The organism is Pantoea sp. EKM103V, from assembly GCF_011800365.1.
In the GTDB taxonomy this organism is placed as follows: domain Bacteria; phylum Pseudomonadota; class Gammaproteobacteria; order Enterobacterales; family Enterobacteriaceae; genus Pantoea; species Pantoea anthophila.
Genome location: NZ_JAALFQ010000006.1, coordinates 223217 through 239739, shown reverse-complemented (window position 1 = coordinate 239739; position 16523 = coordinate 223217). Strand labels below are relative to the sequence as shown.

Annotated in this window: 19 protein-coding genes; 2 read left to right on the top strand and 17 right to left on the bottom strand. The window is 56.3% G+C overall.

The window, feature by feature from the left end; all coding sequences use genetic code 11:
* The 9 genes from tuf to fkpA all read right to left on the bottom strand — a co-directional run.
* Positions 1-926, bottom strand: a 926-nt coding sequence (gene tuf / locus HFD97_RS14530) for an elongation factor Tu (protein ID WP_167434910.1), incomplete at its 3' end; no start/stop codon positions are given.
* A gap of 68 nt (positions 927-994) precedes the next feature.
* A complete protein-coding gene (fusA, locus tag HFD97_RS14525) occupies positions 995-3109 on the bottom strand; it encodes an elongation factor G (protein ID WP_009087601.1) in 2115 nt (704 codons plus the stop codon).
* A gap of 93 nt (positions 3110-3202) precedes the next feature.
* Positions 3203-3673 carry a 30S ribosomal protein S7 gene (gene rpsG / locus HFD97_RS14520; protein WP_009087603.1) on the bottom strand — a complete coding sequence of 157 codons (471 nt, stop codon included), beginning with the start codon at positions 3671-3673 and terminating at the stop codon, positions 3203-3205.
* 96 nt (positions 3674-3769) lie between these two features.
* Positions 3770-4144, bottom strand: a complete 375-nt coding sequence (gene rpsL, locus HFD97_RS14515; protein ID WP_003852912.1) for a 30S ribosomal protein S12 — start codon at positions 4142-4144, stop codon at positions 3770-3772.
* A 124-nt stretch (positions 4145-4268) separates the two neighbouring features.
* Positions 4269-4556 carry a sulfurtransferase complex subunit TusB gene (tusB, locus tag HFD97_RS14510; RefSeq protein WP_009087606.1) on the bottom strand — a complete coding sequence of 96 codons (288 nt, stop codon included), beginning with the start codon at positions 4554-4556 and terminating at the stop codon, positions 4269-4271.
* A 9-nt stretch (positions 4557-4565) separates the two neighbouring features.
* Complete coding sequence (gene tusC / locus HFD97_RS14505; RefSeq protein ID WP_167432076.1) at positions 4566-4925, bottom strand: sulfurtransferase complex subunit TusC; 360 nt, start codon at positions 4923-4925, stop codon at positions 4566-4568.
* The gene (gene tusD, locus HFD97_RS14500) at positions 4925-5311 is read right to left on the bottom strand and encodes a sulfurtransferase complex subunit TusD (RefSeq protein WP_009087610.1); all 387 of its coding nucleotides are present in this window, start codon (positions 5309-5311) and stop codon (positions 4925-4927) included. Before tusD ends, tusC begins: the two co-directional genes overlap by 1 nt.
* Complete coding sequence (locus HFD97_RS14495; protein ID WP_009087612.1) at positions 5311-6033, bottom strand: transcriptional regulator; 723 nt, start codon at positions 6031-6033, stop codon at positions 5311-5313. The genes tusD and HFD97_RS14495 overlap by 1 nt, the downstream gene beginning before the upstream one ends.
* A gap of 166 nt (positions 6034-6199) precedes the next feature.
* Entirely contained in the window at positions 6200-7045 is an 846-nt protein-coding gene (fkpA, locus tag HFD97_RS14490; protein ID WP_111207896.1) for an FKBP-type peptidyl-prolyl cis-trans isomerase, read from the bottom strand.
* Between the two features lie 269 nt (positions 7046-7314).
* On the opposite strand from fkpA, the gene HFD97_RS14485 reads away from it, so the two are divergent.
* Entirely contained in the window at positions 7315-7533 is a 219-nt protein-coding gene (locus tag HFD97_RS14485) for a SlyX family protein (protein ID WP_009087615.1), read from the top strand.
* Between the two features lie 82 nt (positions 7534-7615).
* Here HFD97_RS14485 and slyD read toward each other — a convergent pair whose 3' ends face one another.
* The 4 genes from slyD to kefG form a co-directional block, all read right to left on the bottom strand.
* Complete coding sequence (gene slyD / locus HFD97_RS14480; protein ID WP_009087618.1) at positions 7616-8176, bottom strand: peptidylprolyl isomerase; 561 nt, start codon at positions 8174-8176, stop codon at positions 7616-7618.
* 197 nt (positions 8177-8373) lie between these two features.
* Positions 8374-8568 (bottom strand): YheV family putative zinc ribbon protein, encoded by a 195-nt coding sequence (locus HFD97_RS14475; protein ID WP_046100701.1) that lies wholly within the window; start codon positions 8566-8568, stop codon positions 8374-8376.
* A gap of 23 nt (positions 8569-8591) precedes the next feature.
* Positions 8592-10397: a glutathione-regulated potassium-efflux system protein KefB gene (gene kefB / locus HFD97_RS14470; RefSeq protein WP_058957834.1), complete on the bottom strand. Its 1806-nt coding sequence runs from the start codon at positions 10395-10397 to the stop codon at positions 8592-8594.
* Positions 10398-10949: a glutathione-regulated potassium-efflux system ancillary protein KefG gene (kefG, locus tag HFD97_RS14465; protein WP_009087624.1), complete on the bottom strand. Its 552-nt coding sequence runs from the start codon at positions 10947-10949 to the stop codon at positions 10398-10400.
* 112 nt (positions 10950-11061) lie between these two features.
* Here kefG and HFD97_RS14460 point away from each other — a divergent pair, with 112 nt between their 5' ends.
* Positions 11062-12966, top strand: a complete 1905-nt coding sequence (locus HFD97_RS14460; RefSeq protein ID WP_154929073.1) for an ABC transporter ATP-binding protein — start codon at positions 11062-11064, stop codon at positions 12964-12966.
* A 42-nt stretch (positions 12967-13008) separates the two neighbouring features.
* Here the strand turns inward: HFD97_RS14460 and tauD are convergent, their stop codons facing one another.
* From tauD to tauA, 4 genes are read right to left on the bottom strand one after another with little or no spacing between them, the layout of a single operon-like run.
* Positions 13009-13848 (bottom strand): taurine dioxygenase, encoded by an 840-nt coding sequence (tauD, locus tag HFD97_RS14455; RefSeq protein WP_009087629.1) that lies wholly within the window; start codon positions 13846-13848, stop codon positions 13009-13011.
* Positions 13845-14672: a taurine ABC transporter permease TauC gene (tauC, locus tag HFD97_RS14450; RefSeq protein ID WP_150030070.1), complete on the bottom strand. Its 828-nt coding sequence runs from the start codon at positions 14670-14672 to the stop codon at positions 13845-13847. The genes tauD and tauC overlap by 4 nt, the downstream gene beginning before the upstream one ends.
* On the bottom strand, positions 14669-15436 hold the full coding sequence (gene tauB, locus HFD97_RS14445; RefSeq protein ID WP_009087632.1) for a taurine ABC transporter ATP-binding subunit: 768 nt from the start codon (positions 15434-15436) through the stop codon (positions 14669-14671). The genes tauC and tauB overlap by 4 nt, the downstream gene beginning before the upstream one ends.
* A gap of 9 nt (positions 15437-15445) precedes the next feature.
* Entirely contained in the window at positions 15446-16423 is a 978-nt protein-coding gene (gene tauA / locus HFD97_RS14440) for a taurine ABC transporter substrate-binding protein (RefSeq protein WP_009087634.1), read from the bottom strand.
* Positions 16424-16523: the final 100 nt, after the last annotated feature.

Sequence of the window (16523 nt, the reverse complement as noted above, 5' to 3'; positions counted from 1 at the left end):
ACTTCTGACTCGAACTGGGTGTGTGGCTTGATGGTGCCTGGCTTAGCCAGAACCTGACCACGCTGGATGTCTTCACGCTTGATACCGCGCAGCAGAACACCACAGTTTTCGCCTGCCTGACCCTGGTCCAGCAGCTTACGGAACATCTCAACACCGGTACAGGTTGATTTCGCAGTATCTTTGATACCTACGATTTCAACTTCGTCGCCGACTTTAACGATGCCGCGCTCAACACGACCGGTAACAACGGTACCACGGCCAGAGATTGAGAATACGTCTTCGATTGGCAGCAGGAACGGCATGTCGATCGCACGCTGTGGCTCTGGGATGTAGTTGTCCAGGTGCTCAGCCAGCTCGATGATTTTCGCTTCCCACTCAGCGTCGCCTTCCAGCGCTTTCAGAGCAGAACCACGAACGATTGGAGTGTCGTCGCCTGGGAAGTCATAGGCTGACAGCAGGTCACGTACTTCCATCTCAACCAGTTCCAGCAGCTCTTCATCATCAACCATGTCACACTTGTTCAGGAACACGATGATGTAAGGAACGCCAACCTGACGACCCAGCAGGATGTGCTCACGGGTCTGTGGCATCGGGCCATCAGTCGCAGCAACAACCAGGATCGCGCCGTCCATCTGCGCAGCACCGGTGATCATGTTTTTCACATAGTCGGCGTGGCCTGGGCAGTCAACGTGTGCATAGTGACGAGTCGGGGTTTCATACTCAACGTGTGAAGTGTTGATGGTGATACCACGTGCTTTCTCTTCTGGTGCGTTATCGATCTGATCGAATGCACGCGCCTGGCCGCCGTAAGTCTTAGACAGTACGGTGGTGATAGCTGCGGTCAGGGTGGTTTTACCGTGGTCGACGTGACCGATGGTGCCCACGTTTACGTGCAGTTTGTTACGCTGAAATTGCTCTTTCGCCATGGCGATAATTCCTTACGTTGTGCCTTCACCACGTGGGTGAAGGCATCAGTTCAAATTTAAACCGTAGCTTATTTGCTACGAGCTTCAATAACGGCCTGCGCTACGTTGTTCGGCGCATCGTCATACTTCAGGAACTCCATGGAGTAAGAAGCACGACCTTTGGTCAGAGAACGCAGCTGAGTTGCGTATCCGAACATTTCAGACAGCGGAACTTCAGCGTGAATCTGAACGCCAGTAGCGTTAGATTCCTGCCCTTTAAGCATACCACGACGACGGCTAAGGTCACCGATGACATCACCCGTGTTCTCTTCCGGAGTCTCTACTTCAACCTTCATGATAGGCTCAAGCAGAACCGGCTGCGCTTGTTTAAAGCCTTGTTTGAAGGCGATAGACGCGGCCAGTTTAAACGCCAGCTCAGAGGAGTCGACATCATGGTAAGAACCGAAGTGCAGACGCACGCCCAGATCCACAACCGGATAACCAGCCAGTGGGCCTGATTTCAGCTGCTCCTGGATACCTTTATCAACCGCAGGGATGTATTCACCAGGAATCACACCACCTTTGATGTCGTTGACAAATTCGTAGCCTTTCGGGTTCGAACCTGGCTCCAGTGGGTACATGTCGATAACAACATGACCGTACTGACCACGACCACCAGACTGCTTGGCGTGTTTACCTTCAACGTCGGTAACTTTAGTGCGGATCGCTTCACGGTAAGCAACCTGTGGTTTACCCACGTTTGCTTCCACGTTGAATTCACGCTTCATACGGTCAACGATGATGTCGAGGTGCAGCTCACCCATACCGGCGATGATGGTCTGGTTAGATTCTTCATCAGTCCATACGCGGAATGATGGGTCTTCTTTCGCCAGACGGCCCAGAGCCAGACCCATTTTTTCCTGGTCAGCTTTGGTTTTCGGCTCAACAGCGATTGAGATTACTGGCTCTGGGAACTCCATGCGCTCAAGGATGATGACGTTATCCGGGTCACACAGGGTATCACCAGTGGTCACATCTTTCAGGCCGATCGCAGCGGCGATATCACCCGCACGGACTTCTTTGATTTCTTCACGCTTGTTAGCGTGCATCTGGACGATACGGCCCAGACGCTCACGGTTTGACTTAACCGGGTTGAACACGGTGTCACCAGTGTTAACAACACCAGAGTAAACGCGGAAGAAGGTCAGGTTACCTACAAACGGGTCGGTAGCGATTTTGAACGCCAGTGCAGCAAACGGCTCGTTGTCGTCTGAGTGACGAACAGCCGGCGTGTCTTTACCGTCGTCCAGCATACCGTTGATCGCGGTAACGTCAGTCGGTGCTGGCAGATATTCAACAACTGCATCCAGCATCGCCTGAACACCTTTGTTCTTAAATGCAGAACCACAGGTTACCAGGATGATTTCGTTGTTCAGAACGCGCTTACGCAGAGCAGTTTTGATCTCTTCTTCGCTCAGCTCTTCACCGCTGAAGAATTTCTCCATCAGCTCTTCAGAGGCTTCTGCTGCTGCTTCGATCAGCTTGCCGCGCCATTCTTCAGCCAGTTCCTGCATATCAGCCGGGATATCTTCGTAAACAAAGGTTACACCCTGGTCTTCGTCGTTCCAGTTGATTGCTTTCATTTTCACCAGGTCAACAACACCGGTGAATTTCTCTTCTGCGCCGATAGCCAGCTGCAGAGGAACTGGAGTTGCACCCAGACGAACTTCCATCTGGTTAACAACTTTCAGGAAGTTAGCACCCATGCGGTCCATTTTGTTAACGAACGCAATGCGTGGAACTTTGTATTTGTTAGCCTGACGCCATACGGTCTCAGACTGTGGCTGAACGCCACCAACTGCACAGTAAACCATTACCGCGCCATCAAGAACACGCATAGAACGTTCTACTTCGATGGTGAAGTCAACGTGTCCTGGGGTGTCGATGATATTGATGTGGTGTGGTTCGAACTGCTTAGCCATACCAGACCAGTAACAGGTGGTCGCAGCGGAGGTGATAGTAATACCACGTTCCTGTTCCTGCTCCATCCAGTCCATGGTTGCTGCGCCGTCGTGTACTTCACCGATTTTGTGGTTTACACCGGTGTAGAACAGAACACGTTCGGTAGTGGTAGTTTTACCGGCGTCGATGTGCGCACTGATACCGATGTTACGGTAGCGAGCAATGGGTGTTTTACGAGCCATTTTATTCCTCGGTTTTTCGGACGTTCAAAATTAGTCAACCCCAGCGGGTTGGCCGTTTGGGCGCCCGCTGGTTTAACAATAACTACGCGACTGTTACCAGCGGTAGTGTGCGAACGCCTTGTTGGCTTCTGCCATGCGGTGAACGTCTTCACGTTTCTTAACTGCAGTACCTTTGTTCTCTGCAGCATCAGAAAGTTCGTTCGCCAGGCGAAGAGCCATTGATTTATCACCACGTTTACGAGCAGCATCTACGATCCAGCGCATTGCCAGGGCATTACGACGAACCGGACGGACTTCAACTGGTACCTGATAGGTAGAACCACCAACGCGACGTGACTTAACTTCGACAGTCGGGCGCACGTTTTCCAGTGCTACTTCAAAGGCTTCCAGGGAGTTTTTACCTGAACGCTGAGCCAGGGTCTCAAGCGCGGTATAAACGATAGATTCTGCAGTAGATTTTTTACCATCTACCATCAGGATATTTACAAATTTGGCCAGCAGCTCTGATCCGAACTTAGGATCTGGCAGAATTTTACGCTGACCAATGACGCGACGACGTGGCATGGAAATACTCCGTTGTTAATTCAGGATTGTCCAAAACTCTATGAGTTTATTTTGACATTTAATTTAAAACGTTTGGCCTTACTTAACGGAGAACCATTAAGCCTTTGGCTTCTTCACGCCGTACTTGGAGCGAGCCTGCTTACGGTCTTTAACACCTGAGCAGTCCAGCGCGCCACGAACGGTGTGGTAACGCACACCTGGCAGGTCTTTTACACGACCGCCACGGATCAGGATCACGGAGTGCTCCTGCAGGTTGTGACCTTCACCACCGATGTAGGAAGTCACTTCAAAACCGTTGGTCAGACGCACACGGCAAACTTTACGCAGTGCGGAGTTAGGTTTTTTAGGAGTGGTGGTGTACACACGAGTACAAACGCCACGTTTTTGCGGGCAAGCTTCCAGCGCCGGCACGTTGCTCTTTGCAACTTTGCGGACGCGTGGTTTGCGAACCAGCTGGTTAACTGTTGCCATTAAATAGCTCCTGGATTTGCTTTTGCTTCGTAAACACGTAATAAATCGCCTCGTAGAATTACGAGGAGGCAGAATTTTAGGGCTGCGTCAAAAGGGTGTCAAGAAATAACCAGGTTTTAGCCGATTACCAGACCATTTGTTGCGGATGCCTGATCGTTAGCGTGACAAAGCCATTATAGTCTACGGACCGCACAGTGGTCGAAATTTGTCCAGCCAGCCCGCGCGCCTGGACATCTTCGTCCAGAACCCACAGCGTCGCTTTGCAGGCTGACAGCTGAACCCATGCCCGACTACCAGCCACGGCAGCCAGCACACCATCCTGTAGCAGCAGCAGATCATCACCGGCTTCCGCCATTAATAACAGCGTGTCGAGGTCGCTGTGCGACGGAGAGTGCATCAGAGTATGCAGCATTTGCGCCTCTTAAAAAGTCAGAATGCGATCGAAGCTGGCCAGCTGCTGGCGCAGTTCCGGCGCGTCCAGTAGCGTCACGTCCAGCAGCCGTCCGGCGTCAGCCTCCAGTCCGCGCGCAATCAGTGATGTCCGGCAGAGATAGCACTGCTCAATGTCATAGAGTGCCAGCACGCCAAACGTCGCGGCATAGTGACGGCTCTTAATGCGTTCAGGCTGCTGATGCAGATTAAGCTGCAGCACTCCATCACCGATAAAGAACAGGCCGATATCGTCGCTGAGTGCGCCCGTTGCCAGTGCGGCATCCAGCCCCTCACGCCCTGCGCTGCTGCCATGGGGCGCACGGGTAAAGACAAAGGCAACCCGATTCATCAGAACTGCACCATGCGTTCACAGCTCAGCGCCGCTTCGGCCAGCGCCCCCAGTCCGCTCAGGGTAAATCCCGGCTGCAGGTTACTGGCCGCCAGGTGCAGACGAGCTGCCTCCTGCGGGTCGCTGATTCCACGCCGCAGTGCGGCCGCCACACAAATATTCAGTTCGACCCCCTGCTCCTGATGCAATGCCTGCCATGCCCGCACCAGATCAAACTCGTCGCTGGCTGGTGCCGTCAGCTGGTTAGCATTGAGCACCCCTTCACGATAGAAGAAAACGCTTTCAAGCTGATGACCCGCCGCCAGCAGTGCCCGGGCAAACAGCCAGGCACTGGTTGCCTGTTGCGTGCCGTAGGCCGGGCCGGTCACCAGCAGGGTGTAACGCATCAGCGATCCTGTCCCTGAAAATCGCCATTTTTAAACTGGCGGATGTAGAGATAGACGGTGTGCTTTGAGATGTTCAGCCGGTCAGCGACCTGGTTGATGGCATCCTTAATGTCGAAGATCCCCTTCTCATACAGGTTGAGCACAATCTGACGGTTCTTGGCGTTATTAGAGACATTGCGGTCAGCGCTGACCTCTTCAATCGTAAACTCCAGGGTCTGCATAACCAGGTCATCGACCGAACTGGCGAAGTTAACGCTGGAGTCAACCTGCTGCATCTCGGGCGGCATAAAGGTCGACATAATCTGCGAGAACGGCACATCAAGATTCATGTTGATACAGAGCAGGCCGATAACCCGCTGCTGACGGTTACGAATCGCGATGGTCACGGACTTCATCAGCACGCCGCTTTTGGCGCGCGTGAAGTAGGCACGGGAAACATTACTGTCCGCGCCATGCATATCATGCAGCATCCGCAGCGCCAGATCGGTGATAGGTGAACCGACCTTACGGCCCGTGTGCTCTCCATTGGCGATGCGAACGGCTGAACACTTAAGATCTTCCAGCGAATGCAGGACGATTTCACAATGCGAACCGATCAACATCGCCAGGCCATCCACGACAGCCTCGTACGATTTCAGAATATCGTAATCAGTTTGTTCGAACGGGCGCTGCTCCAGAAGATCGAAGTCGCTCAGTTCACCCGGATTGAATGGATTAGACATTGAAGAGTATCACCCTGAATGGCTGGAGCCTGTCACAGCGGCTTATGGGCAGACTCAATGTTGGGATAATTAGGCAGGCATTAGTCTGGCAAATGTCGTCGGCTTATGCCAGAGGTTTGTCGTGAAGGCGAAATGAAACCGCCGCCCGGAGGCGGCGGTCAGCAGATTACTGCGCTTTTTCTGCGGCAGCAGGCGCAGGCGCCTGTGCTTTTTCATCGGCTTTTGGGGCCGGTTTGATGTCAAGCAGCTCAACATCAAACACCAGCGTGGAGTTAGCCGGAATACCCGGAACGCCATTTTTGCCGTAAGCCAGCTGTGGTGGGATGACCAGCTTGATCTTGCCCCCTTTCTTCACGTGCTTCAGACCTTCGGTCCAGCCCGGAATGACGCCATCCAGACGGAAAGAGAGAGGCTCGCCACGGGTGTAAGAGTTGTCAAACTCAGTACCATCAATCAGGGTACCTTTGTAGTTAACCACCACAGTGTCGCTATCTTTTGGTGCGTCGCCGCTGCCCTCTTTCTCAACTTTATAGAGCAGGCCGGTTTCCGTTTTCTTCACGCCGCTCTCTTTGGCGAATTTGGTCGCGTAAGCCGTGCCCTTTTCAGCATTCTCTTTCGCATCTTTTTCCATTTTCGCAGAGGCAGCGCCTTTCACGCGGCCTTCGAATGCCTGCAGTGTCTGCTCAATCTCTTCATCAGAGAGTTTGCTCTTGCCACCGAATGCATCCTGGACGCCCGCGATCAGCTGCTGCTTATCCAGTTTGATGCCCAGTTTTTCCTGCTCCTTCAGGGAGTTGTCCATGTAGCGACCCAGTGAAGCACCCAGTGCATAGGCTGACTGCTGGTCTTCATCTTTGAAAGCCGCATTTTTCGGTGCCTGAGGCGCAGACTGTGGCGCAGCAGCCGGGGCAGCCTGAGGAGCCGCAGCGGTTTCAGCCGCCATAGCCAGCGGAGCATTCAGCGCAACAGCCATGGTGGTAGCTAACAATGTGACTTTAAACAGTGATTTCATCCATTCTCCAAAACCGAAGCGTCTAACCTCGGGAAACATTGCGGACTTCAGGGTCCACACTATAACTTTACGTGGCAGTGTCGAACACTCCCACAATGTAATTACCCGGTTAACCTCCGACCTTTATAACAGCGGGAAGTTTCATCAGAGATGATGCCGCGCCACCTTTTTTCAAGCGCAACGCCTTCGGGCATGAAAAAAACAGGTGATTCCTGGCGTTCAGGTCGTAGAATCACGCCCTGAGTCGCACCTTAACAGAGGAACAGGTCATGCAACAGTCTGAGTGGGAACAGCGTCTGGAGACGTTAGAGAGCAAACTGGCCTTTCAGGAGATGACCATTGAGCAGCTGAACAGCGCCGTTGTTCAGCACGAGCTGGAGATGAGTAAAATGCGTGAGCAGATACGCCTCTTAACCGACAAGCTCAAAGCGAACGCAACCTCACTGGTGGCCTCACAGTCTGAAGAGACGCCGCCGCCACACTACTGATCGCGCGCTGTCCGTCCGGGCCAGCGCCGGATAGCCGCCAAAAGAAAGGCCACCCGAAGGTGGCCTTAACCGATTGTCAGACTTAGTGGCTGCAGCCGCAACCGCCAGTGCCACAACCGCCTTTACCGTGATCGTGGTCGTGATCATGGCCGTGATCGTGGTCATGATGATGACCGTCTGCACCGTGAACATGGCCGTGAGCCAGTTCTTCCGGCGTCGCTTCACGAATCGCAACCACTTCAACGTTGAAGTTCAGGTTCTGACCCGCCAGCATGTGGTTACCATCAACCACGACGTGATCGTCTTCCACTTCGGTGATTTCAACCGGAACCGGACCCTGATCGGTTTCTGCCAGGAAGCGCATACCAACCTGCAGTTCGTCGACGCCCATGAAGACATCTTTAGGAACACGCTGCACCAGGTTATCGTCATACTGACCGTAAGCGTCGTTTGCCGGGATATGCACGTCAAATTTGTCGCCGGCAACGTGGTTTTCCAGCGCATTTTCCAGACCAGAAATCAGGGAACCATGACCGTGCAGATAGTCTAACGGTGCGCTCACCGGTGACTCGTCAACTAACACGCCGTCTTCTGTACGTACCTGATAGGCCAGGCTTACCACCAGGTCTTTTGCTACTTTCATGATATCTCCTAACCGTTGAGAACTAAGATCCCGTCTCATTGGTCTATTCTTGCGTGCAATAACACCAACCAGAAAGGTTCGGGGCTGAGTGCAAGAGGGGTTTCACTTTCTCTTGCGACCACAGCGTTAATGGCGTCAATTGTAACGGAATTCAATCCCGCTGTAAGTTTAAGCGTAAAAAAAGCTGCGTCACTTCGCTACTCGGGATGGAAAATCCCGATAACCTGCTCGTTAGTGCGAACCTGATCGCGCGCCTGTTTATCCGCCTCGCGCATCTGATGTCCACACTTCACGCACTCCACGACATCGACACTATTTTCACGCCACATCGCCAGCGTGTCCTTCTCCTGGCAGTGCGGGCATGTCGCACCAGCAATAAAACGTTTACGCATGAGCTTCAGCCTGTTTTAAAAGGTTATTGATCGTCGTCCCAGCCATCGATCTGCCGCTTTTCGCGCTGCATTTCGCGCTGGAAGATATCTTCCAGTTCCCGCCGTGCTTCACGCACGCGCGACGCCTGCGCACTTTCAGAGAGGCTGGGCATCAGTTCACGCAGCATTCGCATATCGAGCCGGCGGAAATGCTGCTGGGCGCGATGCGCCTGATGCGGATGCATCCCCAGAGACATCAGCGTCTTGCGTCCCAGCTCCAGCGCACTGGAGAAGGTTTCACGTGAGAACTGCGTCACGCCGGCCTGCAGCAGTTCGTGTGCCTCGACACGGCCCCGGGCGCGCGCCTGAATCTGCAGCTGCGGGAAGTGCTGCTGACATAAGTGCACGATGGTCATCACATCTTCCGGTTCATTACAGGTGATCACAATCGCCTGCGCGCTGGCTGCGCCCGCCGCGCGCAATAACTCCAGCTCGGTGGCGTCGCCGTAATAGACCTTGTAGCCATATTTGCGCATCAGGCTTACCGCACTGATGTCGCGCTCCAGCACGGTGATGCGTTTGTTGTTCGCCATCAGCAAGCGGCCGACCACCTGGCCGAAGCGACCAAAGCCCACCACAATCACCTGTGGCTGATCGTCTTCAACAAAGTGCTTCTCTGCTTCTTCATCGGACTCATTGAAGCGATGCGCCAGCAGACGATCAATGCCCTGCATCAGCAGAGGCGTGGTCATCATCGACAGGGTGACGGTCACCAGCAGCATCGGCAGCTGATCGCCAGAGAATAGCTTCGCCGAAGAGGCCGCGGAAAAGAGCACAAAGGCGAACTCGCCCCCCTGACTCAGCACGCCGGCAAACTGCTGCCGCTCGGAACTGCGTAAGCCATAAATACGCGCCAGCAGATAGAGCACCAGCGTTTTCACCGCCACCAGCGTCACCACGCCGAGCAGGATGGTCACAATATGGGTATAGAGCACACCGAGGTTGAGCGCCATGCCAACGGAAATAAAGAACAGGCCCAGCAGCAACCCTTTGAAAGGGTCAATCGCCACCTCCAGCTCATGCTGGTATTCACTCTCTGCCAGCAGGATCCCCGCGATAAAGGTGCCCAGCGCCATCGACAGACCCAGCGCATCCATAAACAGCGCGGAGCCCAGCACCAGCAGCAGCGAGGCGGCGGTAAAGACCTCACGAACACCTGATGCGGCGATATAGCGGAAGATAGGCCGCAGCAGATAGCGTCCCCCCACCAGCATGCCTGCGAACGCCAGCACCTTCATGCCGACTTTCATCCAGTCAATATGGCCGCTGTCGGTGCCCGCCAGCAGCGGAATCAGCGCCAGGGCCGGGATCACCGCGATATCCTGAAACAGCAGCACCGAAAAGCCCAGCTGCCCCGCTTCGCTGCGGTTCATGCCTTTATCCATCATCAGCTGCAGCGCCATCGCGGTTGAGGACATCGCCAGGCCGATGCCGCCGATGACCGCCGCCTGCCAGCTAAAGTCGGTCAGCCACAGCAGGCCGCCCAGAATCGCCGCAGAGAAGATGACCTGCGCCGCGCCGACACCAAAAATGGAGCGGCGCAGCGCCCACAGCTTTGCCGGGTTCAGCTCCAGGCCAATAATGAACATCAGGAAAACCACGCCCAGTTCCGAGAAATGGAGAATCTCATCGACGTCGCTGATAAAACCTAATCCCCACGGGCCGATAGCGATCCCCGCCACCAGATAGCCCAGTACAGCACCAATCCCGAGGCGAGCCGCCACCGGTACAATTAATACCGCCGCGACCAGATAAATCACCCCGGCGGTCAGCAGCGTTTGCCCTTCCATCTATATCCCTCCATTCGGCAGCGGAGCTGCCAGCCACTCGCCATAGGCGCGGGCATAATTTTTCATCAGTTCAGGACTCTGCCGACGCGCCCAGTAGACGATCATCGGCGGCATCCAGTGCATGCGGCACATCTGTGCGGTCAGCTCAAAGGGCCGCATGATGTCATTGAGTGAATAGCGGTTCAGCCCCTGCTGTTTAAAGGCGCTCTCCGGCTCCCCGGTCGTCACAACGCTGCGCCAGTATTTTCCTTCCAGCGCATTGCCATCCACGCCACTGGCAAAACCGCGCGACAGCACCCGGTCCAGCCACTCTTTCAGCAGGGCCGGACAGCTATAGGTATAGAGCGGATGCTGAAAAATGATGACATCATGTTCGCGCAGCAGCTGCTGTTCATGATGAATATCGATAAAAAAATCCGGATAGGTGGCGTACAGATCGTGTACGGTGACGTGTTCCAGCGCCTGCGCCGACTGCAACAAAATCCGGTTAGCGACGGAATCCTGTAATTCCGGATGAGCAAAAAGCAGTAACACGCGGGGTGGCTGCGACATCCTTTCCCTCCAAAGCGTCGTCATTGGTGCGGTTTTCGGCTACCATGCACGACGCAGCAAAATCTCATTATGTTGCCAGTAAATTAACATATTCTGACGATACGGCGCTTACATGATTGTCTTCTCTGCCTTACAAATTCGCCGCGGCATCCGCGTCCTGCTCGACAATGCCACCGCCACCATTAATCCCGGTCAGAAGGTCGGGCTGGTGGGTAAAAACGGCTGTGGAAAATCCACGCTGCTGTCGCTGTTAAAAGGTGAGATCACCAGCGATGCCGGCACCGTCACCTTTCCTGCTCACTGGGCGCTGGCCTGGGTTAACCAGGAAACCCCCGCGCTGGACAAAGCCGCGCTGGAGTATGTGATTGATGGCGACCGCGACTATCGCCAGCTTGAGGCTGAACTGGCGGAGGCGAACCGGCGGGACGACGGCAATGCGATCGCCCTGCTGCACGGCAAGCTTGATGCGGTGCAGGCGTGGAGTATCCATGCGCGCGCCGCCAGCCTGCTGCATGGGCTGGGCTTCAGTCAGGAGCAGCTGCAGCGCCCGGTCAGCGACTTCTCCGGTGGCTGGCGGATGCGCCTCAATCTGGCACAGGCGCTGATCTGCCGCTCCGATCTGCTGTTGCTGGATGAACCGACCAACCACCTCGATCTTGATGCGGTGATCTGGCTGGAGCGCTGGCTGAAGAGTTACGAAGGTACCCTGATCCTGATCTCGCATGACCGTGACTTTCTCGATCCGGTGGTCGACAAAATCATTCATATCGAACAGGCGTCGATGTTCGAATATACCGGCAACTACACCTCCTTTGAGCGGCAGCGCGTCGCCAAACTGGCTCAGCAGCAGTCGCTGTATGAGAGTCAGCAGGAGAAGGTGGCGCATCTGCACAGCTACATTGACCGCTTCCGTGCCAAAGCCTCCAAGGCGAAACAGGCGCAGAGCCGCATCAAAATGCTGGAGCGCATGGAGATGATTGCGCCTGCCCATGTCGATAACCCGTTCAGCTTCACCTTCCGCAAGCCGGAAAACCTGCCCAACCCGATTCTGAAGATGGAGAAGGTCACGGCGGGGTATGGCGATCGCATCATTCTCGACGCCATCAAGCTCAACCTGGTACCGGGTTCGCGCATTGGTCTGCTGGGCCGCAACGGGGCGGGCAAATCGACCCTGATTAAGCTGCTGGCGGGCGAGCTGGAGGCGATGGAGGGCAGGATTGGCCTGGCGAAAGGGATCAAGCTCGGTTACTTCGCCCAGCATCAGCTGGAGTACCTGCGGGCCGACGAGTCCCCGCTGCAGCATCTGGCGCGCATTGCGCCGAACGTGCTGGAGCAGCAGCTGCGCGACTATCTGGGCGGCTTTGACTTCCGCGGCGATAAAGTCACGGAAATGACCGAACGCTTCTCCGGCGGTGAGAAAGCGCGCCTGGTGCTGGCACTGATTGTCTGGCAGCGCCCTAACCTGCTGCTACTGGATGAACCGACTAACCACCTTGATCTGGATATGCGCCAGGCGCTGACGGAAGCGCTGATCGACTTCGAAGGCGCGCTGGTGGTGGTGTCGCACGATCGCCATCTGCTGCGCGCCACCACGGACGATCTCTATCTGGTGCACGACGGCAAAGTGGATGTCTTTGCCGGCGACCTCGAAGATTATCAGCAGTGGCTGAGCGATCTGCAGAAGCAGCAGGCGCAACAGGAGGCCACGCCAAAGCAGGACAACGGCAACAGCGCCCAGGCGCGAAAAGATCAGAAGCGCCGCGATGCCGAACTGCGTGCGCAGACTCAGCCGCTGCGTAAAGAGATCGAAAAGCTGGAAAAGCAGATGAGCAAATGGCAGAGCCAGCTGGCCGATGCCGAAGCTCAGCTTTCGGACAGTGCCATTTATGATCCTGGCCGCAAAGCGGATCTGACCACCGCGCTGCAGCGTCAGGCAGAGAGTAAATCGGCGCTGGAAGAGGTGGAGATGGCGTGGCTGGAGGCGCAGGAGCAGCTCGAACAGATGATGGCGTCCTGACGGGCTGGCCTTCTCCCTGCCCGCAGGGAGAAGGCTGTGCGCTTAACGGGGTCTGTCGCCCAGGACGGTGGCCCGCTGCATAATCCGGCGCGCCGGATAGTAGTCGGCATTGGCATAGTGCTGTGTGACCCGATTATCCCAGATAGCCAGATCGTTGGGCTGCCAGCGCCAGCGCACCTGGAACTCCGGTTTGGTGGCGTGAGCGAACAGAAAGCGCAATACCGCCTCACTCTCCTTCTCACTTAACTCCACGATCCGCGTCGTGAACCCCTCATTCACAAACAGGGCTTTTTTGCCGCTGACCGGATGAGTGCGGATCACCGGATGCTGCACCGGCGGATGTTTATCGACCGCCTGCTGCCAGCGCTGATGCTCCTCCGGGGTTTTGCGGTACTTATACTCCTGGAAGGACTTTTTAAAATCGTGTTCCGCACTCAGGCCCGTCAGCAGTTGCTTGAAGGGTTCAGAGAGCGCCTCGTAAGCCGCTATCCCGCTGGTCCAGAGCGTATCGCCGCCCGCCGCCGGTAGCACCTTAGAAGCCAGCAGCGCAATCGCAGGCGGCGTGTCGATAAAGGTGACGTCGGTGTGCCAGTTATCATTATCCGGCGGGTTATCCTGGTGGGTATCCAGCACGATAATCTCCTCCACGCCTTCCGCATGCGGATAGACCGGATGGATATGCAGGTCACCGAAGCGCACCGCCAGCGCGCGATGCTGCTCCGGCGTAATCTGCTGATCGCGCAGAAACAGCACCTGATGCCGCAACAGGCCGTGATAGAGCTGCTCAAACTGCGCATCGCTCAGGGGGCGCGAGACATCCAAATCAGAAACCTGTGCGCCAATATAGGGGCCAAGCGGGGTAAAACTAAGACGTTCACTCATGATTGTTCTCCACTCCAGGGCGTCAGACGGCGCTGCAATGCGCGGAGCCCGAGTTCTAAGCTAAAAGCGATAACGGCAATCACCGCGATACCTGCCAGCACCACGTCGGTGGCAAGAAACTCTCCGGCCGACTGCACCATAAACCCCAGTCCTCGCGTGGCGGCAATCAGTTCAGCCGCCACCAGCGTCGACCAGCCCACGCCCAGACCGATGCGCAGTCCGGTCAGGATCTCCGGCAGCGCACCCGGCAGAATCACCCAGCGCAGCAGCTGCCAGCGGTTAGCCCCCAGCGAGCGGGCCGCCCGCAGCCGCACCGGCTGTGTGTTTCGTACCCCGGCCAGGGTGGAGAGCGTCACCGGTGCGAAGATGGCCAGATAGATCAGCAGAATTTTTGAGGTTTCGCCGATGCCGAACCAGATCACCATCAGGGGCAGATAGGCGAGAGGCGGAATCGGGCGATAAAGCTCAATCAGCGGATCGAGCAGTCCACGCGCAACCGGGCTGAGGCCCATGAGAATGCCGGTCGGAATACCGATGGCGGCAGCAGCGGTCAGCGCAATCAGCATGCGCGTCAGGCTGGCGGCCAGATGCTGCCAGAGCGTGGCATCCATAAACCCCTGTGCGCTGGCAATCAGCAGCAGCTTGCTGAACACCTGCTGCGGCGGTGGCAGAAACAGCGGCGCGATCAGGCCCAGCGCGGTCACGCCCCACCAGAGCAGTAACAGCAGAGAGAGACTCAGCAGGCTCAGCGTCAGGGCAGTTGAGAAAGGCCAGCGCAGCCGACGGCGCACCGGCAGAGATTTGTCGTTGATAAGCGCGCTCATGCAAATGCCTCCCGCTGATCAAACACCCGGCTCAGCACATACTCGCGCTGGGCGATAAACTGCGGATCGGATTTGATGCTGCGGCACGACTCGCCCGCGGCAAAGCGCCGGCCAAAATCGGGGCGCAGGCGCTCGACAATGCGGCCCGGTCCGGGTGAGAGCAGAATCAGTTCGCTGGCGAGGAAAATCGCCTCTTCAATGTCGTGCGTAATCAGCAGGATCTGTTTACCGCTGTCACGCCACAGTGTCAGCAGCAGGGTCTGCATCTGTTCGCGGGTAAACGCATCCAGCGCACCGAAGGGTTCATCCAGCAGCAGCAGTTGCGGATCGGTCGCCAGCGCGCGTGCGATGCCCACCCGCTGACGCTGACCGCCAGAGAGCTGCCAGATGGCGCGCTTCTCCGCCCCTTCCAGCCCCACCTGTCTGATCAGACGGCGCGCCACCGCCTCACGCGGCTGGCGGGGCATCCCGGCCAGCTGCAGACCAAACGCAACATTATCCAGGACGTTGCGCCACGGCAGCAGCCCCTCATTCTGAAACACCACGCCGCGCTCCGCGCCAGGTCCGGTCACCGGCTGGTTATCCAGCGTAATGGAGCCCGACTCAACCGGCAGGAATCCGGCGACCAGATTCAGCAGCGTGGTTTTGCCGCAGCCGGAGGGGCCCAGTACCACCAGCAGTTCCTGGCTGTCCAGTTGCAGGTTGATATCCTGCAACACCGGCTGCCCGGCATACCGTGCATTAAGGTGAGCGATGCGCAGCATAGTGCCTCCTTACTGTTTAACGAGTGGTGCGACGAAGCGGGAAGTGACGTAGCTGCTGTAGTCGTTATCGGCCTGTGGCACTCTGCCCTGCGCTTTCAGAAACTGCGCGGTATCGACAATCGCTTTATTGACCGGTTTGCCCAGCTGCTCAACCTGCTGCTGCGCCGTCAGATAGGTATTCCCCTTCACCAGGTCCGGCACCTGCGCTTCCGGCACCCCGCTCAGGCGTGACAGTTTGCTGAGGTTTTCAGGCTGCTTCAGCCAGCTGTCGGGACTCTTCAGGTAGGCCTGTTGCGCCTCGATAGCGCTGCGGGCAAAGGCAGTGACGATCTCCGGATGCTGTTCGGCAAAATCTTTGCGTACGACCCAGACATCCAGCGTCGGTGATCCCCAGCTCCCCACCTGCGAAGAGTCGGTTAACACCCTGCCCTCTTTTTCCAGCTCATTCACCGCGGGTGCCCAGACATAGGCACCGTCAATATCGCCGCGCTGCCAGGCAGCAATAATCGCGGGCGGCTGCAGATTGACCAGCTGAACCTGTGACGGCTTAATGCCCCAGTGTTTCAGCGCAGCCAGCAGGCTGTAGTGGGTGGTGGAGATGAACGGCACCGCGATGCGCTTGCCGATAAGATCTTTCGGGGAGGTGATGCTTTTTTTGACGACCAGGGCTTCCGAATTACCCAGCTGCGACGCGAGTAAAAAGGCTTCAATCGGCAGCTTCTGCGCCGCGGCCACTGCTAACGGACTGGAACCGATATTACCAATCTGAACGTCACCGGAGGCCAGCGCACGTAATACGCCCGCGCCGCTGTCAAACTTACGCCAGTCGACGCTGGCCCCGCTATCTTTGGCAAAACTGTTGTCCGCCTGCGCCACTTTTGCCGGTTCGGCGGAAGTCTGGTAGGCCACGGTGACATTCACCGCATCAGCCCGGAAAGCCAGCAGCGCCAGCGCGGCGGCTAAAAGTGTGAAACGTGTTGTTGCCATGATCGTTTTCCCCCCTGTTTTTTTATCGTGGGGGCAGTGTCTCTGCGCACTATAGTTTCATAAAGGAATTAAAAATTATCCCTAATAGAAATAAGTTCTT